This is a genomic window from Klebsiella sp. 54 (genome assembly GCF_018223875.1).
Classification (GTDB): domain Bacteria; phylum Pseudomonadota; class Gammaproteobacteria; order Enterobacterales; family Enterobacteriaceae; genus Klebsiella; species Klebsiella quasipneumoniae.
Map to the genome: position 1 here is coordinate 1 of NZ_JAGRRA010000014.1, position 19622 is coordinate 19622.

Genomic DNA, 19622 nt, shown 5'->3' on the forward strand with positions numbered 1-19622 from the left:
GTCTGATAAATTGTTAAAGAGCAGTTGCGACGCGCTTTAGCGCTCTGTCGCGAGGTGGCGTATATTACGCTTTCCTCTTTCAGAGTCAACCCGTTTTTCAGGATTTTTCTCTTCAACCGAACCGGCTGTTTGTGTGAAGTGATTCACATCCGCCGTGTCAGTGGGAGCGCATTATAGGGAGTTCGCCGGAAGTAGCAAGGATTAAAATAGAAAAATCTTATCGACCGCTCATTATTTGAACTTTTCGCTTATTCCTCTTCCTACCATTAAAGCCGCCATCCCAGTGTTCATGCGGCCTGCAGCGTAGTTAACGCGAAGAACGCTTTTTGGCAAAAAAGTGATTTTTCTCTCTTACCCAACGCCATTATCGCGCCGATGGTGAATTAAGCACCACTCTTGACCCACGACAAAGCGCCCGCGCGGCCCCCCTTCCTATAATCAGGCCCGTTTCTTCTTACTGGTAATAATCGATGGCTTATCAACTCAACATTAACTGGCCCGAGTTTTTAGAGAAATACTGGCAAAAGCAGCCGGTGGTTTTAAAAAACGCGTTTCCGGACTTCGTCGACCCGATTACCCCGGACGAGCTGGCCGGATTAGCCATGGAGCCGGAAGTCGACAGCCGGCTGGTCAGTCTGACCAACGGTAAATGGCAGGCCAGCAATGGACCTTTTGAACATTTCGACGGCCTGGGCGAGACCGGCTGGTCGCTGCTGGCCCAGGCGGTAAACCACTGGCATATGCCGGCCGCCGAGCTGGTGCGACCGTTCCGCGTACTGCCGGACTGGCGTCTGGACGACCTGATGATCTCCTTCTCCGTCCCCGGCGGCGGCGTCGGGCCGCATATCGATCAATATGACGTCTTTATTATTCAGGGCATGGGCAGCCGCCGCTGGCGCGTGGGGGATAAGCTGCCGATGCGTCAGTTCTGCCCGCATCCGGCACTGCTGCACGTCGACCCGTTCCCGCCGATCATTGATGAAGATCTGCAGCCGGGCGATATCCTCTATATTCCACCGGGATTCCCGCACGATGGGATCACCCACGAAACCGCGCTGAACTACTCCGTCGGCTTCCGCGGGCCCAACGGCCGCGACCTGATCAGCAGCTTCGCCGACTATGTGCTGGAGAACGATCTTGGCGGCGAGCACTACAGCGATCCGGACCTCACCTGCCGCGAGCATCCTGGCCGGGTTGAAGAGTATGAACTCGAACGTCTACGCGGCATGATGATCGACATGATTCGCCAGCCGGAAGACTTCAAACAGTGGTTCGGCAGTTTCGTCACCACCCCGCGTCACGAGCTGGATATTGCGCCGGCGGAACCGGCATATGAAGAAGAGGAAGTGGTCGATGCGCTGCTGGGCGGCGAAAAGCTCTCCCGCCTGAGCGGCCTGCGCGTTCTGCATATCGGCGACAGCTTCTTCGTGCATAGCGAACAGCTGGACACCACCGATGCCGAAGCGCTGGATGCGCTGTGCCGCTATACCTCATTAGGTCAGGAAGAGCTCGGCAGCGGCCTGCAGAATCCGGCGTTCGTGAGCGAACTGACGCGGCTGATTAATCAGGGCTACTGGTACTTCGAAGAGTAAGAGAGTCGCGATACTGCGGGCAGCCGCCTGGCGCTGCCCGCTGGCTTTCAGCCGTTATTACGCCTGTTTCGGCAACACCACAATAAACCGCGTCGAGCGCAGATCGGACTGCGCCGCCACGCTGCCGTGGTGGGCGCTGACGATGGATTTCACTATCGCCAGGCCGATGCCGCTGCCCTCCCCTTTGCGCTGGCGCGAGGGGTCGACGCGATAGAAACGGTCAAACAGCCGCGGCAGATGTTCGGCGGCAATCGGCGTACCGGGATTCTCCACCACCAGGCGGACCGTCTCCGCGCTTTCGCTCAGCGCGATCGTCACCGCCTGGCCAGCCGGGGTGTAGCGGATCGCGTTCGACAGCAGATTGCTGATCGCCCGCCGCAGCATCAGCGGGTCGCCAATCACCCGGCAGGGGCTGCCGACAAAGCGCAGCGCCACCGCCTTCTCTTCCGCCCACGCCTCGAAAAACTCAAACACCTTATGCACTTCCTCAGCCAGATCCAGTTCCCGCTGTTCGGGGATCAGCTGGTTGTTATCGGCCTGGGCGAGGAACAGCATATCGCTGACCATCCGCGACATACGCGAGAACTCTTCGAGATTGGAGTAGAGCACCTCTTCCAGCTCCTGCTGGCTGCGGCTCTGGCTTAAGGCGATTTCGGTTTGCGTCACCAGGTTGGTGATCGGCGTGCGGATCTCATGGGCGATATCGGCGGAGAAGTTCGACTGCCGGGTAAAGACATCCTCCATCCGCTCCAGCATGTGGTTAAAGGAGAGCGCGAGCCGCTCCAGTTCGATAGGCACCGCCTGCGGATCAAGGCGCACGTCGAGATCCCGCGAGGTAATATTCTGGATCTGCCGGCTGATCTGACGGATCGGTTTATGTCCCTGATAGACCACAAACAGCACGATGGCGATGATCAGCAGGCTGATTATCGACGCGGCGGAAATCAGCTTCGCTTTCAGCTCATTAATATAGTGCAGGTGAAAATCAATGGATAAGGCCATCAGCAGATGGTACGCCGGTTTGCCGTCCGCCTGCTTGCCCAGCGGCAGCATGATCAGCCGCCAGGCGCGGGTCTCCATTTGATGATTATCGTGCGCTATTGCCCGCGGCAGCGGGTCGGTCCATGAAATCACATTCCCGTCGCGCAGCTGCATCGCCAGGCCTGGCGTACTCAGCATATGACTGAGATCCGGCCCGTTGGGCGACTGGAACAGAATATTGCCCTGCCCATCGTCCAGGCAGATAAAGACGTTGGCGTAACCCGCAATGATATTCTTCACGATCTCCAGCCGCCGCGCCTGCGGGTAGTCAGCGTGGTCGAGGACCGTCTCCAGGGTGGTACTGAGCTGCCTGAGATCGTGAACGTCGCGCTCTTCAAAGTGGGCCTTCACCGAATGGATCATAATCCAGGTGAAGGCAAAGAAGGCGATGATGGTGGCGAGGCTAATAAAAAAACTCAGCCGGGTGGCCAGGGAAAAGGGGCGCTTAGCGGCCATCCGGCACCTCAAGCATATAGCCGACGCCGCGCACGGTCTGGATCAGCTTCGGCTCGAAGTCGTTATCGATTTTGGCGCGCAGCCGCTTCACCGCCACGTCTATCGCGTTGGTATCGCTGTCGAAATTCATATCCCACACCTGCGAGGCAATCAGCGAACGCGGCAGCACCTCGCCCTGATGGCGCAGGAAGAACTCCAGCAGAGTGAACTCCTTGCTGGTCAGGGTGATGCGGGTGGCGCCGCGCGTCACCTTACGGCTGACCAGATCGACGCTGAGATCCGCCGCCTGAAACTGGCTTTCGACAATAACCGCCGCTCCGCGGCGCAGCAGCGTGCGCACCCGCGCCAGCAGTTCCGCAAAGGCGAACGGCTTCACCAGATAGTCGTCGGCGCCCAGCTCCAGCCCCTTCACCCGATGCTCAATGGTGCCCAACGCGGTAAGCAGCAGGATCGGCATGCCTTTCCCGGCGGCGCGCAGCATGCGCACGATATCCCAGCCGTTCACGTCCGGCAGCATGATGTCGAGGATCAGCAGATCATAGTCACCGGTCATCGCCAGGTGATAGCCGTTAAGGCCGTTATCGGCCAGGTCGACGACGAAGCCAGCCTCGGTGAGCCCTTTGGTCAGGTACTCCCCGGTTTTCTTCTCATCTTCGACAATCAAAATCTTCACCGCAGGCTCCTTCACGCGCGTTCTGTGCGGGTATTCAATTTTAGAGGAGCGCCTCCGGATAGCAATGAAATATCAGGAAAATGACAGCTTTGTCATTTTCCTGTCACGTCCTGAACAGAGGCCGCTACGTAAAGTAGCCGCCATGGATAAATCGTCGAAAACGTCTGCCGCCATGCGCCCAATAACGCGTCTTACCCTCAGCGTGATACTCGCCTTAACCGGCTGTGTCTCGCTCGCTCCGGACTACCAGCGCCCCGCCGCGCCGGTACCGCAGCAGTTCTCTCTCAGCCAGAACAAGCTGGTGACCGCAACCGCGGGCTATCAGGAGACCGGCTGGCGCACCTTTTTCGTCGACCCGCAGGTGAAAAGCCTGATTGGCACCGCGCTGACCAACAACCGCGATCTGCGGATGGCGACGCTGAAAGTGCAGGAAGCCCGCGCCCAGTATCGGGTGACCGATGCCGACCGCTACCCGCAATTGAACGGTGACGGCAGCACCACCTACGGCGGCAAGCTTAAAGGCGACACCACCACCAGCAGCGATTACGCTGCCGGCCTGAATCTCAGCTATGACCTCGACTTCTTTGGCCGGCTGAAAAACCTTAGCGAGGCCGACCGGGAGAACTTCTTCGCCAGCGAAGAGGCCCGGCGCGCGGTGCATATCCTGTTGATTGCTAACGTTTCACAAGGCTACTTCAACCAGCGGCTGGCGGCAGCGCAGCTGCAGGTGGCCAACGATACCCTGCAAAACTATCAGCAGTCTTACGCGTTCGTTGAAAAACAGCTGCTGACCGGGAGCACTACCGTGCTGGCGCTGGAGCAGGCGCGGGGGATGATCGAAAGCACCCGCGCCGATATCGCCAAACGGCAAGGCCAGCTGGCGCAGGCCAATAACGCCCTGCAGCTACTGCTCGGCAGCTATCAGCGCCTGCCGGACGATAGCGCCAGCAGCGCCGTGGACCTGAAAGGCGTTACCCTGCCGCCATCGCTCTCCTCAGCGATCCTGCTGCAGCGGCCGGATATTTTAGAGGCCGAACACAGCCTGCGGGCGGCCAACGCCAACATCGGCGCCGCGCGGGCGGCCTTCTTTCCGTCGATCACCCTGACCAGCTCGCTCTCCGGTAGCAGCAGCGAGCTCGCCAGCCTGTTTAACGCCGGCAGCGCGATGTGGAACTTCATCCCCAAAATCGACATACCGATTTTCAACGCCGGGCGCAATCAGGCCAACCTCGATCTGGCGGAGATCCGCCAGCAGCAGCAGGTGGTCAACTACGAGCAAAAAATCCAGTCCGCCTTTAAAGAGGTAGCCGACGCGCTGGCCCTGCGCCAGAGCCTGGCCGATCAAATTGCCGCACAGGAGCGCTATCTCGCGTCGCTGAATATCACCCTGCAGCGCGCCACCGCGCTCTATCGCCACGGCGCGGTCAGCTACATCGAAGTGCTGAGCGCCCAGCGCGATATTTTCACCACCCGACAAACCCTGCTGGAACTCAACTATTCCCGTCAGGCAAATGAAATCACCCTGTTCACCGCCCTCGGCGGCGGCTGGATGGAATAACCCAAGGAGTCCCGATCATGAATTCACTGTCTAAAGTCGCCCTGTTCACTCTGATTTCTGGCGCGGTGTTCGCCGTCCAGGCCGCCGACCCGCACGCCGGCATGGCGATGCACGAACAGCCCGCCGCCGCGCAGACGCAAAGCATCAGCGGCAAAGGGGTCATTAAAGCCATTGATATGGATAGCAAAAAAATCACCATCGCCCACGAAGCCATCCCGGCGGTGAACTGGCCGCCGATGACCATGCGCTTCACCATCACCCCGCAGACCCAGCTCAACAATGTGAAGGACGGCGACAGCGTGGACTTCACCTTCGTTCAGCAGGGCAACCTGTCGCTGCTGCAGGATATTCGCGCCCACTAATGGCCCGGCGACGGCAAGCCTCTCAACGACGGAATGGACAACACATGGCATCCCTGACACTGAAAAACACGGCGCTGATCCTCGGCAGCATGGCGATCGGCGGCGCGCTCACCGCAGCGCTGTATACCCGGACTGCGGCGCCCCACGACGCTGCCGCAGCCGCCCCGGCGGCCGAGCAGCAGCGTAAAGTGCTGTTCTGGTACGATCCGATGTACCCGAACACCCGCTTTGATAAACCGGGTAAATCGCCGTTTATGGATATGGACCTGGTGCCGAAATACGCCGATGAGGAGAGTGCCGCCGCCGGGGCGCCGGGGGTGCGTATCGACCCGACGCAGACCCAGAATCTTGGCGTGAAAACCGCCGCCGTCACCCGCGGGCCGCTGCGCTACACCCAGACCTTCCCGGCCAACATTAGCTACAACGAGTACCAGTACGTCATTATGCAGGCGCGGGCGGCGGGCTTTATTAATAAAGTCTATCCCCTGACCGTCGGCGACAAAGTGCAACAAGGTACGCCGCTGCTGGAACTGACCATCCCGGACTGGGTGGAAGCGCAGAGCGAATACCTGCTATTGCAGGAGACCGGCGGCACCGCCACCCAGGTCGAGGGGATCCTCGAGCGGCTGCGTCTCGCCGGAATGCCGGACGACGATATCCGCCGCCTGAAAGCCACGCGCAAGATCCAGACCCGTTTCACCCTCAAGGCGCCCATCGACGGGGTGATCACCGCCTTCGATCTGCGCGCCGGAATGAACATCGCCAAAGATAACGTGGTGGCGAAAATTCAGGGCATGGATCCGGTGTGGGTTAGCGTGGCGGTCCCCGAGTCCATCGCCTGGCTGATCAAAGACGCCTCGCAGTTCAATATTCAGGTTCCCGCCTGGCCGGACAAAACCTTCCGCATCAGCAAATGGACGATCCTCCCCAGCGTCGATAGCGCCACCCGCACCCTGCAGCTGCGCCTGCAGGTCAACAACCCGGATGAAGCGCTGAAGCCGGGGATGAACGCCTATCTGCAGCTGACCAGTGAAAGCGAACCGATGCTGCTGATCCCCTCCAAAGCGCTGATCGACAGCGGCAGCGAGCAGCGGGTAATCACCGTGGATAACGAGGGCCGCTTCGTGCCGAAGCGGGTCCAGGTCTTCCATGAATCCAATGGCGTCACGGCCATTCGCAGCGGGCTGCAGGAGGGCGAGAAAGTGGTCGCCAGCGGCCTGTTCCTGATCGACTCGGAGGCCAATATCGCCGGCGCGCTGGAGCGCATGCGCGCGCAGGCCTCGGATGCCGCTGCCCCTGCCGCCCACGCGCACTGAGGAAAGAAACCATGATTGAATGGATTATCCGCCGCTCGGTGGCCAATCGCTTCCTGGTGATGATGGGCGCGCTGTTTCTCAGCCTCTGGGGGACCTGGACCATCGTCCATACGCCGGTGGACGCCCTGCCGGATCTCTCCGACGTACAGGTGATCGTCAAAACCAGCTACCCGGGACAGGCGCCGCAGATCGTCGAAAACCAGGTCACCTGGCCGCTAACCACCACCATGCTGTCGGTGCCCGGCGCCAGAACGGTGCGCGGCTTCTCGCAGTTTGGCGACTCTTATGTGTATGTGATTTTTGAAGACGGCACCGATCCTTACTGGGCGCGCTCACGGGTGCTGGAGTATCTCAACCAGGTACAGGGCAAACTGCCCGCCGGGGTGAGCGCCGAAATGGGCCCGGACGCCACCGGGGTTGGCTGGGTCTTCGAGTACGCGCTGGTCGACCGCAGCGGCAAGCACGATCTCGCCGAACTGCGCTCCCTGCAGGACTGGTTCTTAAAATATGAGCTGAAAACCATTCCTAACGTCTCGGAAGTGGCTTCGGTGGGCGGCGTGGTCAAGGAGTACCAGATTGTCGTCGACCCGATGAAGCTGACCCAGTACGGCATCAGCCTCGGCGAGGTGAAATCGGTGCTGGACGCCTCTAATCAGGAGGCGGGCGGCTCTTCGGTCGAACTGGCGGAAGCCGAATATATGGTGCGCGCCAGCGGCTATCTGCAGACCCTCGACGACTTCAAAAACATTGTGCTGAAAACCGGTGACACCGGCGTGCCGGTGTATCTCGGCGACGTCGCGCGGGTACAGGTCGGCCCGGAGATGCGCCGCGGTATCGCCGAACTGAACGGCGAAGGCGAAGTGGCCGGCGGGGTGGTGATCCTGCGCTCCGGCAAGAACGCCCGGGAAGCGATCTCGGCGGTCAAAGAAAAACTGGCGTCGCTGCAAAGCAGCCTGCCGGAAGGGGTTGAAGTCGTCACCACCTACGACCGCAGCCAGCTTATCGACCGCGCCATCGACAACCTCAGCCACAAACTGCTGGAAGAGTTTATCGTCGTCGCCCTGGTCTGCGCCCTGTTCCTGTGGCACGTACGCTCGGCGCTGGTGGCGATTATCTCCCTGCCGCTCGGCCTGTGCTTCGCCTTTATCATGATGCATTTCCAGGGACTCAACGCCAACATCATGTCGCTGGGCGGGATCGCCATTGCGGTGGGAGCGATGGTCGATGCCGCCATCGTGATGATTGAGAACGCCCACAAGCGGCTGGAGGAGTGGGCGCATCAGCATCCGGGAGAGAAGCTTGGCAACGACAGGCGCTGGAAAATCATTACCGACGCCTCGGTGGAGGTTGGCCCGGCGCTGTTTATCAGCCTGCTGATCATCACCCTGTCGTTTATCCCCATTTTCACCCTCGAAGGCCAGGAGGGCAAACTGTTTGGCCCGCTGGCCTTCACCAAAACCTGGTCGATGGCCGGGGCGGCGCTGCTGGCGATCATGGTGATCCCGATCCTGATGGGCTTCTGGATCCGCGGCAGGATCCCGGCGGAGAGCAGCAACCCGCTGAACCGCTTTTTGATCCGCATTTATCACCCGCTGCTGCTGAAGGTGCTGCACTGGCCGAAGACCACCCTGCTGATCGCGCTCCTGTCGATCCTGACGGTTGTCTGGCCGCTTAACCGGGTCGGCGGCGAGTTTCTGCCGCAGATCAACGAGGGCGATCTGCTGTATATGCCGTCAACGCTGCCGGGGATCTCCGCCTCGCAGGCGGCGGATATGCTGCAGAAGACCGACAAGCTGATCATGACGGTGCCGGAGGTGGCGCGGGTGTTCGGCAAAACGGGTAAGGCAGACACCGCTACCGACTCCGCGCCGCTGGAGATGGTGGAGACCACCATTCAGCTCAAGCCGCAGGATCAGTGGCGGCCGGGGATGACCATGGAGAAGATCGTCGACGAACTGGACAAGACCGTGCGCCTGCCGGGGCTGGCGAACCTGTGGGTGCCGCCGATCCGCAACCGCATCGACATGCTCTCCACCGGCATCAAGAGCCCGATTGGGATTAAGGTTTCCGGCACTAACCTGGCCGATATCGACGCCATCGCCGGGCAAATTGAGGTGGTGGCGCGCAGCGTGCCGGGGGTCACGTCAGCATTAGCCGAGCGGCTGGTGGGCGGGCGCTACCTCGACATTGATATTCAGCGTGAGAAGGCGGCCCGCTACGGGATGACCGTCGGCGACGTGCAGCTGTTCGTCTCGTCCGCTATCGGCGGGGCGATGGTCGGCGAAACGGTGGAGGGCGTCGAGCGCTATCCAATCAACATCCGCTACCCGCAGAGCTATCGCGACAGCCCGCAGACCCTGCGCCAGCTGCCGATCCTCACCCCGCTGAAGCAGCAGATCGTCCTCAGCGACGTCGCCGAGGTGAAGGTGGTCAGCGGGCCATCGATGCTGAAGACCGAGAACGCCCGCCCCACCAGCTGGATCTACATCGACGCCCGCGACCGCGACATGGTGTCGATAGTGCACGATCTGCAGCAGGCCATCGGCAAAGCGGTGAAGCTGAAGCCGGGCATCAGCGTGTCGTATTCCGGGCAGTTCGAGCTGCTGGAGCGCGCCAATCAGAAGCTGAAGCTGATGGTGCCGATGACGCTGATGATTATCTTTGTGCTGCTGTATCTGGCGTTCCGCCGCGTCGGCGAGGCGCTGCTGATCATCGCCAGCGTGCCGTTCGCCCTTGTGGGCGGGATCTGGTTTCTCTACTGGATGGGGTTCCATCTGTCGGTAGCCACCGGCACCGGCTTTATCGCCCTGGCCGGCGTGGCCGCGGAGTTTGGCGTGGTGATGCTGATGTACCTGCGCCACGCCATCGAGGCCGAGCCATCGCTGGAGAACCCGCGTACCTTCAGCGTCGATAAGCTCGACGAGGCGCTGTACCAGGGGGCGGTGCTGCGCGTGCGGCCGAAGGCGATGACCGTGGCGGTGATTATCGCCGGCCTGCTGCCGATTTTGTGGGGCAACGGCGCCGGGTCGGAGGTGATGAGCCGCATCGCCGCGCCGATGATTGGTGGAATGATCACCGCCCCGCTGCTGTCGCTGTTTATTATTCCGGCGGCGTATAAGCTGATGTGGCTGTCCCGGCATCGGGGCAAGCGCGGCCGATAGCCCGCCGCGTTTACGCCGGTCCGGGAAATTGGCTATAGTGGCGCCATTCTTCTGGCCGGCATGAACGTCCCTATGAATCTGAACCTGGTATGTTATTCCCTGCTGCTGCTCACCGCCGTGGGCAGCGCCCTGCTGCCCTACCCGCTGGCGATGTGGTTTTTACTGAGCAGCCTTCTGACATGGCTTATTTATGGCGCCGACAAGCTGGCGGCACGCAAAGCCTGGCGCCGGGTGCCGGAAACCACGCTGCTGGTGCTGGGCCTGGTGGGAGGCTGGCCGGGGGCCATCCTCGGCCAGCAGTGCTTTCGTCATAAAACGCAAAAGCAGCCCTTCCGGACGTGGTTTTTCATCAGCGTGGCGCTGAACGTGGCGGCGCTGGCCGGGCTGTACGTGGTTTATACCCACCTGCTCAGCCGCTAAGGGGCGAGGCTAGCGCGGCGTCTGGCGGATCCACACCAGGCGATCGACGTCAAAGCCCAGCTCGCGCGCGGTATTCAGGTAATCCTGCTTCACCGCCGCCGGAATGGTGGGGGTGCGCGACAGGATCCAGAGATAGTCGCGGTTGGGGCCGCTGACCAGCGCGTACTGGTAGTCGTCGTCCAGACGGATAACGTTATAGCCGCCGTAGAATGGCCCGAAGAACGACACCTTCAGCGCCGCGGTGGTGGGGGCGCCGGTGAAATAGGCTTTCCCGTCGCTCTCATTCCAGCGTTTTTTAACCGGGTCATAACCGCGATTGACGACGCTGATCCCCCCGTCGCTGCGGGCGCCGTAGGTGGCGGTCACCTGCTCCAGGCCTCGCTCGAAGCGATTCTCCAGGCGAGCGACCTCATACCATTTTCCGAGATAACGACTGGCGTCAAACCCGCTAATCGGCTGTACGCCCTTCGGCGGGGTGGGCGATTTGCAGGCCACGAGGGTCAACGCGATAGCGACGCCAGTGACAACAGGCCATAGCTTCATGAGAACTCCTTTCATTTACGCGGTTGGGGGAAAGTGTAGTGCAAAGCCGCTACACTTCACGCCAGCCGACGTGATTCGTAGTATATTGAGAATATTCTTTGTTAACAGGTGGCCTCCATGCCTTACTCCATCGGCGAATTTGCCCGACTTTGCGGGATAAATGCGACCACGCTTCGCGCCTGGCAGCGCCGCTACGGCCTGCTTAAGCCGCTGCGCACCGATGGTGGACACCGTCTGTACAGCGATGACGACGTCCAGCAGGCGCTGAAGATCCTCGACTGGGTGAAAAAAGGGGTGCCGGTTAGCCAGGTGAAGCCCCTGCTGTCGCGCCCCGGCGCGCGGCGCACCAACAACTGGCTGACGCTGCAGGAGACCATGCTGCAGCGGCTGAAAGAGGGAAAAATCGAGTCCCTGCGCCAGCTTATCTATGATGCCGGGCGCGAATATCCGCGTCAGGAGCTGGTGACCGAGGTGCTGCGTCCGCTGCGCAGCCAGGTCTCCGCCAACGTACCGGCCATCATGACCCTGCGCGAAATCCTCGACGGCATCATCATCGCCTACACCTCGTTTTGCCTCGAAGGCGATAAGAAGGCGCCCGGGGATAACTTTCTGATCACCGGCTGGCACCTGACCGACGCCTGCGAAATCTGGCTTGAGGCGCTCAAGCGTACCGGCCAGGGTCATCGCATCGACGTCCTGCCGGTGCCTCCCGCCGCCCTGGCGCCGGAGATTTTTCCCCAGCGCAACTGGCTGCTGGTCACCAGCGGTAAACTCTCCGCCGCTCGTCAGAGGCAGATCGAACTCTGGCAGCAGCAGGTCGTCTCCCTCGAGGTGATCCCGCTCTAACCCCCTGTTTTCACTTACCTCCACGCTCTGTTCCGCCAGCGCCCGGTGGCGCGGCGGGCGCACGCTTGTCCTTTGCGCCACGCGTGATTTTCACCCTTTAAAACACCAATCATAACCAGATGATTTTTAACACAAATAAAATATATTTTTCCACAAACTTGGACAAATAATTTTATTTGTGTAAGTTTTAAGTATGCCATTACGCCACCGTGTTTAGCCAGGATGTGATCCATGAGCACCTCGCCGTCCGTGATTCGTCGTTTCGTTGAGTACTACGCCGGGCTGGATGCGCAGCCGCCCTCGGCGCTGGCCGCGCTGTACCATTCGGACGCGACGCTGAGCGATCCTTTTGGTCAGCACCAGGGGCTGTTCGCCATCCAGCGCTACTTTACCCATCTGCTGGCCAACGTGGAGCAGTGCCGGTTCACCATCGACACGCCGCTCTGCGACGGTCAGCGGTTCGCCGTGACCTGGACCATGCACTGGTCGCATCCGCGCATTGCCGGCGGAGAAACGCTGGCCCTGCCGGGCTGCTCGGTGGTGGACATCGCTGGGGAGCAGATTCTCCATCAACGCGACTACTACGACGCCGGGGAGATGATCTACGAGCATCTTCCCCTGCTGGGCTGGGCGGTACGCGGCGTGAAACGGAGGGTGCGCTCATGATGACGGTGCTTATCACCGGCGCCAGCTCCGGGATTGGCGCCGGCCTGGCGAAATCCTTCGCGGCGGATGGCCACCTGGTCATCGCCTGCGGGCGCGATGCGTCGCGCCTGACGGCGCTGCAGCAGTTCAGCCCCAACATCAGCGCGCGCCTGTTCGATATGACAGACAGGGACGCCTGTCGCCAGGCGCTGACGGGCTGTTTTGCCGACCTGATCATTCTCTGCGCCGGCACCTGCGAATACCTCGATCACGGACAGGTGGATGCCGCCCTCGTGGAGCGGGTGATGGCCACCAACTTCCTTGGGCCGGTGAACTGCCTGGCGGCGCTGCAGACTCAGCTGGAGGCTGGCGATCGGGTGGTGCTGGTCAGCTCCATGGCGCACTGGCTGCCCTTCCCGCGCGCGGAAGCCTATGGCGCCTCCAAGGCGGCGCTGACCTGGTTTGCCAACAGCCTGCGTCTTGACTGGGAGCCGAAAGGGGTCGCCGTCACGGTGGTCTCTCCAGGCTTCGTCGACACCCCGCTGACGCGCAAAAACGACTTTGCCATGCCCGGCCGGGTGAGCGTGGATCGGGCGGTGGCGGCGATCCGCCACGGCCTGGCGAAGGGAAAAAACCACATCGCCTTCCCCACCGGTTTCAGCCTGGCCCTGCGGCTGCTGGCCAGCCTGCCGTCAGGTATGCAGCGCCTGCTGTTGCGCAGGATGGTGCGCTCATGAACATCGCCATCATCGGCAGCGGCATCGCCGGGCTGACCTGCGCCTGGCGGCTGGCCGGACACCATCAGGTGACGCTGTTCGAAGCGGGCGCCACGCCGGGCGGCCACACCGCCACCGTGGATGTCGCCACGCCGCAGGGCACCTGGGCCATCGATACCGGATTTATCGTCTACAACGATCGCACCTATCCGCGCTTTATGGGCCTGCTCAGCGAGCTGGGGATCGACGGGCAAAAAACGCAGATGAGCTTCTCGGTCCACAACCCGGCCAGCGGCCTGGAGTACAACGGCCACAGCCTGACCTCGCTCTTCGCCCAGCGACGCAATCTGCTGAAGCCGGCCTTCTGGGGGCTGCTGAGCGAGATCGTTCGCTTCAACCGGCTGGCAAAACTGGCGCTGACCGAGGCGCTGGATCCGGGCGCGACGCTGGAGAACTTCCTCTCCCGCCACCGTTTTAGCCCCTTCTTCGCCCGCCACTATATCCTGCCGATGGGGGCGGCCATCTGGTCGTCGTCGCTGCAGGAGATGCGCCGCTTCCCGCTACCGCTGTTTTTGCGCTTCTTTGAAAACCACGGTCTGCTGGATATTCGCGATCGTCCGCAATGGTACGTGGTGCCCGGCGGTTCCCGGGAATACGTCCGCGCCCTGCTCGCCAGGCTCGGCGATCGCCTGGACCTGCGGCTCAACGCGCCGGTGCAGCAGGTGGAGCGCCACCCGGCGGGAGTTATCCTGCGGCTGGCGTCCGGGGAGGCGCATTTTGACCAGGTGATCTTCGCCTGCCACTCCGCGCAGGCGCTGGCGATGCTGGCGGCGCCCACCGACGCCGAGCGTGAGGTGCTGGGGGATATCGGCTGGCAGCGCAACGAGGTGGTGCTGCACAGCGATCCGCGCTGGCTGCCGGAGCGCCAGCGCGCCTGGGCCAGCTGGAACTATCGCCTGAGCGACGGGGATTTGGCCCGGGCCTGCGTCACCTACAACATGAATATTCTCCAGGGGCTGCCTGCGGGCGCCCCCCTGTTCTGCGTCACTCTGAACCCGGACGCGCCGGTGGACGATCGCTTTGTCTGGCAGCGCTTCGTCTATGAGCATCCGCTGTTTAACCCGCAAAGCTGGTCGGCCCAGCTGCGGCGCGAAGAGATTAACGGCCAGCAGCGGAGCTGGTACTGCGGGGCCTACTGGTACAACGGCTTTCATGAGGACGGGGTGCGCAGTGCGCTCGACGTGGTGCAGGGCATCGCCGCGGCGGAGGACAACTGAAATGAACAGCTGCCTCTATCAGGGCGTCCTGCGCCACCGTCGCCTGCAGCCGAAGGCGCACCACTTCGTCTACCGCCTGTTTATGGCCTGGCTTGACCTCGACGAACTGGACAGGCTGCCTGAGGCGGGCATCCGTCGCAACCGCCTGGCCGCCGCCGCCTGGTACGACGCCGATTATCCGCTGGGCGCGCCGCTGAAGGCCCAGGCGCTGAACCGGCTGGAGAGCCTGACCGGCTGCCGCCCGGCAGGCCGCGTGATGCTCCTGACCCAGCTGCGCTACTTCGGCTTCCATTTTAATCCGGTCAACTTTTACTACTGCTATGACGAGGCCGACACCCTGCGCTGGGTGCTGGCCGAAGTGCGCAACACGCCGTGGAATGAGCGTCATTACTACGCGGTGGACGGCCAGCAGGCGCGCCCGCTGGAGAAAGCCTTTCACGTTTCGCCGTTTAACCCGATGGATATGGTCTATCACTGGCGCTTCAACGCGCCGGGCAAAACGCTGCACATGCACATTGAAAACCATCAGGTCAGCAAGGTGTTCGACGCCACGCTGGCCCTGAGCCGCGTGCCGTTAACCCGCGCCAACCTGCGCGGGCTGCTGCTGCGTCTGCCGATGATGACCCTGAAAACCGTCCTCGCCATCTACTGGCAGGCGCTGCGGCTGTGGCTGAAGCGCGTGCCGCTGTACAACCATCCTGTCAGCAGGAGTGAACGCTCATGACCGATCCCGTCTTTGCGCTAGAACCCGATGTGCCGCGCAACGTGCGGCTCGCGCGCTGGCTGCTCTTTCGTCTGTTGAGCGGCCTCCGCGAAGGCTCGCTCACCGTGCGCGAAGGGGCGCAGACTTTTCATTTTGGCGACCCCGCCGCCGCGCTGCGCGCTGAGGCGCGGGTCTGCACGCCGGAGGTGTACTGGCGTCTGCTAACCGGCGGCAGTCTCGCGGCGGCCGAGGCCTGGATGGACGGCGACTGGGAGAGCCACCAGCTGACGGCGCTGTTGCAGATCCTCGCGCGCAACGGCGAGGTGCTGGGGCGTCTGGAGCGCGGCTTTCGTCTGCTGGGTAAGCCTGTCGCCCGCCTGCGCCACTGGACTCGACGCAACACCCGCGCCCAGGCGCGGGAGAACATTGCCGCCCATTACGACCTCGGCAACGAATTTTATGCCCACTTTCTGGATGACGACCTGCTCTACTCCAGCGCGCTGTTTACCGACGACGAGCAGGATCTGACCCAGGCCCAGCGGGCCAAGATGGCGCGTCTGTGCGACCAGCTGGCGCTCAACCCCGGCGATCATCTGCTGGAGATTGGCACCGGCTGGGGGGCGCTGGCCGAATACGCCGCCCGCCATTACGGTTGCCGGGTCACGACTACCACCCTTTCCCGGGAGCAGCACCGCTGGGCTACCGAGCGCATGGCCCGCGCCGGGCTGCAGGATCGCGTCGAGGTGCTGCTCTGCGACTACCGCGATCTGCGCGGCGAGTACGACAAACTGGTGTCGGTGGAGATGATTGAGGCGGTGGGCCAGCGCTACCTCCCGGCCTTCTTCCGCACCTGCCAGGCGCGCCTGCGCCCGGGCGGTAAAATGGCCCTGCAGGCGATCACCATTCAGGATCAGCGCTATCGCGACTACAGCAAAAGCGTCGATTTTATCCAGCGCTACATCTTCCCGGGCGGCTTTTTGCCCAGCATCACGGCAATGAGCGAGCTGATGACCCGCCATACCGATTTTGTGGTGCGCAACCTGTTCGACATGGGCCCGGACTATGCCCGCACCCTGGCGCACTGGCGGCAGCGTTTTACCCACGCCTGGCAGGATATTGAAAAGCTCGGCTTTGATGAGCGCTTCCGCCGGATGTGGCTCTACTACTTTGGCTATTGCGAAGCCGGATTTAACGCCCGCACCATCAGCGTGGTGCAGCTCACCGCGGAGCGGGTATGACACGCCCTGCGCAGCACTTGCTGATGGCCCTCGCGTTCGATGTTTACTGGACGCTGGTGGTGATGTTGCGCGAGCGCGGCCTGCTGATCTGGCTGACGCTGGCCATCTTCGCCTGGCTGCGGTTGCCGGCGGCCAGTCGTCCGCCCGCCCTGCTGCTGGCCGCGGCGGGCTGCGGGCTTGACGCCTGCTGGGCGCTGGCGGGGCTGATTGATTTTCCCGGCGACAGCCTGCTGCCCCTGTGGATGGTGGCCCTGTGGCTGATGTTCGCCGTCGTCTGGACCCGACTGACCCGCACCGCGACGCTTCCCGGCTGGGTGCTGGCTACGGCGGCGACCCTCGGCGGCCCGGTGGCCTACCTGATCGGCGCTCGCCTCGGAGCCATGACCCTGCTGGTGCCGACGGCGCTTGCCTTGGCCGCCATGGCCTGCGGCTGGCTGGTGATCATGCTGCTGTTCCATCTGGGGATGGGGAGGCAAAAATGAGATTCGCCCTGTTACTACTATGGCTGACCGCCCTCGCCCCGGCGGCCCACGCCGCCGACTGGCTGGCGTGGCGCCGCGTCGGCGAGGCAACCCTCACCTGGGGGCCGTTCACCGTCTATCACTCACAGCTGCGCACGCCCAATGGTCGGTATGACGGCCCGCAGCAGGATCGGGCGCTGATCATCACCTACCAGCGCGACATCGATCGCGAGGCGCTGGTGGACGCCACCCGCGACCAGTGGCAGGCGCAGGGTATTCTGCAGCAGGAGCCGCGCAGCGAAGCCTGGCTGCGCATGCTGCAGGGGCTCTGGCCGGACGTCGCGCCAGGCAGCCAGCTGGCGTTCGTGGTCCGCGGCGGCGAGGGGCAGTTCTGGTACCGCGCCAGCGCCGCACAGAACGCCTTTACCCCGCTCGGCCCGCGCCAGTCGGCGGCGTTCAGCACCCGCTTTCTCGCCATCTGGCTCGATCCACGCACCACTTATCCCGAACTGCGTCAGCAGTTGATCGGAGGTACACCATGAAACGCATTCTGACCCTTGGCCTGGCGCTGCTGATGCTGATGCTCGCCGGCTGCAGTACCGAGGTCACCGAATACCGGCAGCAGCAGCCCGCCCTCGACATCTTTCACTATTTTCAGGGCCGAACCGAGGCGTGGGGGATGGTGCAGGATCGCAACGGCAAGCAGCTGCGCCGCTTCCATGTTGAGATCGATGGCGACGTCGTCGGCGACACCCTGACGCTCCATGAGCGCTTTGTCTATGACGACGGCGAGAAGCAGCAGCGGATATGGCGCATTCGCCGCACCGGCGATAACCGTTATCAGGGCACCGCCGGGGATATCGAAGGCGTGGCCAGCGGCCAGGCGGCAGGCAGTGCCTTTCACTGGCGCTACAGCATGAACGTCGAGGCCAGCGGCAGCCGGTGGCTGCTGCACTTTGACGACTGGATGTTCCTGCAGGACGGCAGCCATTTATTTAACAAAACCGAGATGAAGAAATTCGGCATTACGGTCGCCACCGTGACCCTTTTCTTTACCCGAACCACAGCAGAAGAGAGGACAGCGCCATGAACACGCAACCTGTCATTGGGATCAGCGGATGTTTAACCGGCTCAGCCGTGCGATTCGACGGCGGGCATAAGCGTATGGGCTTTGTGATGGATGAGCTCGCGCAGTGGGTGGCGTTTAAGCCCGTCTGCCCGGAGATGGCGATCGGCCTGCCCGTACCCCGCCCGGCGCTCCGCCTGGTGCAGACTCCGGTCGGGGAGATCCGCATGCGCTTCAGCCACGCCCCGCACGAGGATGTGACGGAGAAGATGGCCGATTTTGCCAACGCCCATCTGGCAACTCTGGGCGAGCTGTCGGGCTTTATCGTCTGCGCCAAATCGCCGAGCTGCGGGATGGAGCGCGTGCGGCTGTATGACGAAAAAGGCAATCGCGGGCGTAAGGAAGGCGTGGGGCTGTTTACCGGCGCCCTGATGGCGCGCTACCCGTGGCTGCCGGTGGAAGAGGATGGCCGGCTGCACGATCCGCTGCTGCGGGAGAACTTTGTCGAGCGCGTTTTCGCCCTGCATGAACTCAACGCCCTGCGCGCCCGCGGCCTGACCCGCCACGGCCTGCTGGCCTTTCACAGCCGCTACAAGCTGCAGCTGCTGGCTCACCACCAGGCGGGCTACCGCGAGATCGGCCCCTTCGTCGCCTCGCTGCATGAATGGGAGGATCTGGAGGCTTTCTTCGAGGTCTACCGTGAGAAGCTGATGGCGATCCTCAAGCGGCCCGCCTCGCGGAAAAACCACACCAACGTGCTGATGCATATTCAGGGTTATTTCCGCGACCAGCTGAACAGCCGCCAGCGCGGCGAGCTGCGGGAGGTGATCCTCAACTATCGCGCCGGGCTGCTGCCGATCCTCGCCCCGCTGACGCTGCTTAAGCACTATCTGGCCGAGTATCCGGATCGCTACCTGCAGGCGCAGAACTATTTTGACCCCTATCCGCAGGATCTGGCCCTGCGCCTGACGGTGAACTGAGGGGGGATGGGCCAGCTGCCCGGCGGTGCTGCGCTTGCGCGGGCCTGGGGGGGGTGAGCCTGTGTGAGGGAACGTAGGCCGGATAAGGCGTCAGCCGCCATCCGGCATAAATGGAGCGCACCAGTCGTAGCCCGGCTAAGCGTAGCGCCAGCCGGGAACGCTCCTTCGGCAACGCTATCGCATCAGAACCACGCCTCAAACATCCCGCCGACGTTCAGCGAATCCAGCTGCTGGTCCTGGGTGCCGTTCACCTTCGCGGTATGCTCATTGTCCACCTGGCCGCCGGTCACGTAGAAGCGCAGCATCGGGCGGAACTCCGGCCCCATGCCGATGGCGATGTTCTGCGACAGCGTCAGCTTCCAGCCATGGTTATCCCCGCCCTGGTCGTAGTCCACGCGCTGGTAGCCCGCTTCCAGCCAGGTGGAGTGCACGTCGTTCCAGAAGTACATCGGCCGCACGATGGCGCCGTAGTTCTTGCGGTTGTCGGTGTTGTCCCTGCCGTTGTCGTAGTCGTGGAAGGCCAGCAGATATTCCACCTGCGCCTGCTGGGTGAACTTATGGCTGCCCT

The 19622-nt window shown here is 62.4% G+C and carries 20 protein-coding genes; 16 read left to right on the forward strand and 4 right to left on the reverse strand.

From position 1 onward, the window contains the following. Positions 1 to 470 precede the first annotated feature (470 nt). Positions 471 to 1592 (forward strand): cupin domain-containing protein, encoded by a 1122-nt coding sequence (locus KHQ24_RS22620; RefSeq protein ID WP_004206713.1) that lies wholly within the window; start codon positions 471 to 473, stop codon positions 1590 to 1592. Positions 1593 to 1649: 57 nt separating this feature from the next. Here the strand turns inward: KHQ24_RS22620 and KHQ24_RS22625 are convergent, their stop codons facing one another. Then, positions 1650 to 3089, reverse strand: a complete 1440-nt coding sequence (locus KHQ24_RS22625; protein ID WP_180242365.1) for a Cu(+)/Ag(+) sensor histidine kinase — start codon at positions 3087 to 3089, stop codon at positions 1650 to 1652. Continuing rightward, the gene (gene cusR, locus KHQ24_RS22630) at positions 3079 to 3762 is read right to left on the reverse strand and encodes a copper response regulator transcription factor CusR (RefSeq protein ID WP_004206716.1); all 684 of its coding nucleotides are present in this window, start codon (positions 3760 to 3762) and stop codon (positions 3079 to 3081) included. Before cusR ends, KHQ24_RS22625 begins: the two co-directional genes overlap by 11 nt. 172 nt (positions 3763 to 3934) lie before the next feature. On the opposite strand from cusR, the gene KHQ24_RS22635 reads away from it, so the two are divergent. The 5 genes from KHQ24_RS22635 to KHQ24_RS22655 all read left to right on the forward strand — a co-directional run bounded on the left by KHQ24_RS22635 (position 3935) and on the right by KHQ24_RS22655 (position 10579). Continuing rightward, positions 3935 to 5320, forward strand: coding sequence for an efflux transporter outer membrane subunit (locus tag KHQ24_RS22635; protein ID WP_180242370.1), 1386 nt, complete (start codon positions 3935 to 3937; stop codon positions 5318 to 5320). Positions 5321 to 5337: 17 nt separating this feature from the next. After that, positions 5338 to 5682 carry a cation efflux system protein CusF gene (cusF, locus tag KHQ24_RS22640; protein WP_017900885.1) on the forward strand — a complete coding sequence of 115 codons (345 nt, stop codon included), beginning with the start codon at positions 5338 to 5340 and terminating at the stop codon, positions 5680 to 5682. 44 nt (positions 5683 to 5726) lie between these two features. After that, positions 5727 to 6998, forward strand: coding sequence for an efflux RND transporter periplasmic adaptor subunit (locus KHQ24_RS22645; protein WP_180242366.1), 1272 nt, complete (start codon positions 5727 to 5729; stop codon positions 6996 to 6998). Between the two features lie 11 nt (positions 6999 to 7009). Next, positions 7010 to 10159 carry a CusA/CzcA family heavy metal efflux RND transporter gene (locus KHQ24_RS22650; protein ID WP_211777484.1) on the forward strand — a complete coding sequence of 1050 codons (3150 nt, stop codon included), beginning with the start codon at positions 7010 to 7012 and terminating at the stop codon, positions 10157 to 10159. Positions 10160 to 10231: 72 nt separating this feature from the next. After that, positions 10232 to 10579: a DUF1294 domain-containing protein gene (locus tag KHQ24_RS22655; RefSeq protein WP_017900888.1), complete on the forward strand. Its 348-nt coding sequence runs from the start codon at positions 10232 to 10234 to the stop codon at positions 10577 to 10579. Between the two features lie 9 nt (positions 10580 to 10588). Here KHQ24_RS22655 and KHQ24_RS22660 read toward each other — a convergent pair whose 3' ends face one another. Then, complete coding sequence (locus tag KHQ24_RS22660; RefSeq protein ID WP_002887259.1) at positions 10589 to 11122, reverse strand: lipocalin family protein; 534 nt, start codon at positions 11120 to 11122, stop codon at positions 10589 to 10591. Positions 11123 to 11239: 117 nt separating this feature from the next. On the opposite strand from KHQ24_RS22660, the gene KHQ24_RS22665 reads away from it, so the two are divergent. The 10 genes from KHQ24_RS22665 to KHQ24_RS22710 all read left to right on the forward strand — a co-directional run bounded on the left by KHQ24_RS22665 (position 11240) and on the right by KHQ24_RS22710 (position 19054). After that, positions 11240 to 11968 (forward strand): MerR family transcriptional regulator, encoded by a 729-nt coding sequence (locus tag KHQ24_RS22665; RefSeq protein WP_004206722.1) that lies wholly within the window; start codon positions 11240 to 11242, stop codon positions 11966 to 11968. 231 nt (positions 11969 to 12199) lie between these two features. After that, a complete protein-coding gene (locus KHQ24_RS22670) occupies positions 12200 to 12634 on the forward strand; it encodes a nuclear transport factor 2 family protein (protein WP_064794614.1) in 435 nt (144 codons plus the stop codon). Further along, complete coding sequence (locus KHQ24_RS22675) at positions 12631 to 13350, forward strand: SDR family NAD(P)-dependent oxidoreductase (protein WP_017900889.1); 720 nt, start codon at positions 12631 to 12633, stop codon at positions 13348 to 13350. The genes KHQ24_RS22670 and KHQ24_RS22675 overlap by 4 nt, the downstream gene beginning before the upstream one ends. After that, positions 13347 to 14606 carry an NAD(P)/FAD-dependent oxidoreductase gene (locus tag KHQ24_RS22680; protein ID WP_048294099.1) on the forward strand — a complete coding sequence of 420 codons (1260 nt, stop codon included), beginning with the start codon at positions 13347 to 13349 and terminating at the stop codon, positions 14604 to 14606. The genes KHQ24_RS22675 and KHQ24_RS22680 overlap by 4 nt, the downstream gene beginning before the upstream one ends. A gap of 1 nt (position 14607) precedes the next feature. Next, on the forward strand, positions 14608 to 15330 hold the full coding sequence (locus tag KHQ24_RS22685; RefSeq protein WP_099441271.1) for a DUF1365 domain-containing protein: 723 nt from the start codon (positions 14608 to 14610) through the stop codon (positions 15328 to 15330). Continuing rightward, positions 15327 to 16547 (forward strand): SAM-dependent methyltransferase, encoded by a 1221-nt coding sequence (locus tag KHQ24_RS22690; protein ID WP_004888756.1) that lies wholly within the window; start codon positions 15327 to 15329, stop codon positions 16545 to 16547. Before KHQ24_RS22685 ends, KHQ24_RS22690 begins: the two co-directional genes overlap by 4 nt. Then, positions 16544 to 17029, forward strand: coding sequence for a DUF2878 domain-containing protein (locus KHQ24_RS22695; RefSeq protein ID WP_211777485.1), 486 nt, complete (start codon positions 16544 to 16546; stop codon positions 17027 to 17029). Before KHQ24_RS22690 ends, KHQ24_RS22695 begins: the two co-directional genes overlap by 4 nt. Next, positions 17026 to 17550: a hypothetical protein gene (locus KHQ24_RS22700; protein ID WP_053810819.1), complete on the forward strand. Its 525-nt coding sequence runs from the start codon at positions 17026 to 17028 to the stop codon at positions 17548 to 17550. Before KHQ24_RS22695 ends, KHQ24_RS22700 begins: the two co-directional genes overlap by 4 nt. Then, positions 17547 to 18098: a DUF3833 domain-containing protein gene (locus tag KHQ24_RS22705; protein WP_211777486.1), complete on the forward strand. Its 552-nt coding sequence runs from the start codon at positions 17547 to 17549 to the stop codon at positions 18096 to 18098. Before KHQ24_RS22700 ends, KHQ24_RS22705 begins: the two co-directional genes overlap by 4 nt. Further along, positions 18095 to 19054, forward strand: coding sequence for a YbgA family protein (locus KHQ24_RS22710; RefSeq protein WP_004206730.1), 960 nt, complete (start codon positions 18095 to 18097; stop codon positions 19052 to 19054). The genes KHQ24_RS22705 and KHQ24_RS22710 overlap by 4 nt, the downstream gene beginning before the upstream one ends. A gap of 182 nt (positions 19055 to 19236) precedes the next feature. Here the strand turns inward: KHQ24_RS22710 and KHQ24_RS22715 are convergent. After that, positions 19237 to 19622: carbohydrate porin (locus KHQ24_RS22715; protein ID WP_211777448.1), on the reverse strand; the 386-nt coding region annotated here is incomplete at its 5' end.

Bases quoted from the DNA above. Each gene is read 5' to 3' on its own strand.
- KHQ24_RS22620 (WP_004206713.1), top strand. From the start codon at position 471: ATGGCTTATCAACTCAACATTAACTGGCCCGAGTTTTTAGAGAAATAC.
- KHQ24_RS22625 (WP_180242365.1), bottom strand. From the start codon at position 3,089: ATGGCCGCTAAGCGCCCCTTTTCCCTGGCCACCCGGCTGAGTTTTTTT.
- KHQ24_RS22635 (WP_180242370.1), top strand. From the start codon at position 3,935: ATGCGCCCAATAACGCGTCTTACCCTCAGCGTGATACTCGCCTTAACC.
- cusF (WP_017900885.1), top strand. From the start codon at position 5,338: ATGAATTCACTGTCTAAAGTCGCCCTGTTCACTCTGATTTCTGGCGCG.
- KHQ24_RS22645 (WP_180242366.1), top strand. From the start codon at position 5,727: ATGGCATCCCTGACACTGAAAAACACGGCGCTGATCCTCGGCAGCATG.
- KHQ24_RS22650 (WP_211777484.1), top strand. From the start codon at position 7,010: ATGATTGAATGGATTATCCGCCGCTCGGTGGCCAATCGCTTCCTGGTG.
- KHQ24_RS22655 (WP_017900888.1), top strand. From the start codon at position 10,232: ATGAATCTGAACCTGGTATGTTATTCCCTGCTGCTGCTCACCGCCGTG.
- KHQ24_RS22660 (WP_002887259.1), bottom strand. From the start codon at position 11,122: ATGAAGCTATGGCCTGTTGTCACTGGCGTCGCTATCGCGTTGACCCTC.
- KHQ24_RS22665 (WP_004206722.1), top strand. From the start codon at position 11,240: ATGCCTTACTCCATCGGCGAATTTGCCCGACTTTGCGGGATAAATGCG.
- KHQ24_RS22670 (WP_064794614.1), top strand. From the start codon at position 12,200: ATGAGCACCTCGCCGTCCGTGATTCGTCGTTTCGTTGAGTACTACGCC.
- KHQ24_RS22675 (WP_017900889.1), top strand. From the start codon at position 12,631: ATGATGACGGTGCTTATCACCGGCGCCAGCTCCGGGATTGGCGCCGGC.
- KHQ24_RS22680 (WP_048294099.1), top strand. From the start codon at position 13,347: ATGAACATCGCCATCATCGGCAGCGGCATCGCCGGGCTGACCTGCGCC.
- KHQ24_RS22685 (WP_099441271.1), top strand. From the start codon at position 14,608: ATGAACAGCTGCCTCTATCAGGGCGTCCTGCGCCACCGTCGCCTGCAG.
- KHQ24_RS22690 (WP_004888756.1), top strand. From the start codon at position 15,327: ATGACCGATCCCGTCTTTGCGCTAGAACCCGATGTGCCGCGCAACGTG.
- KHQ24_RS22695 (WP_211777485.1), top strand. From the start codon at position 16,544: ATGACACGCCCTGCGCAGCACTTGCTGATGGCCCTCGCGTTCGATGTT.
- KHQ24_RS22700 (WP_053810819.1), top strand. From the start codon at position 17,026: ATGAGATTCGCCCTGTTACTACTATGGCTGACCGCCCTCGCCCCGGCG.
- KHQ24_RS22705 (WP_211777486.1), top strand. From the start codon at position 17,547: ATGAAACGCATTCTGACCCTTGGCCTGGCGCTGCTGATGCTGATGCTC.
- KHQ24_RS22710 (WP_004206730.1), top strand. From the start codon at position 18,095: ATGAACACGCAACCTGTCATTGGGATCAGCGGATGTTTAACCGGCTCA.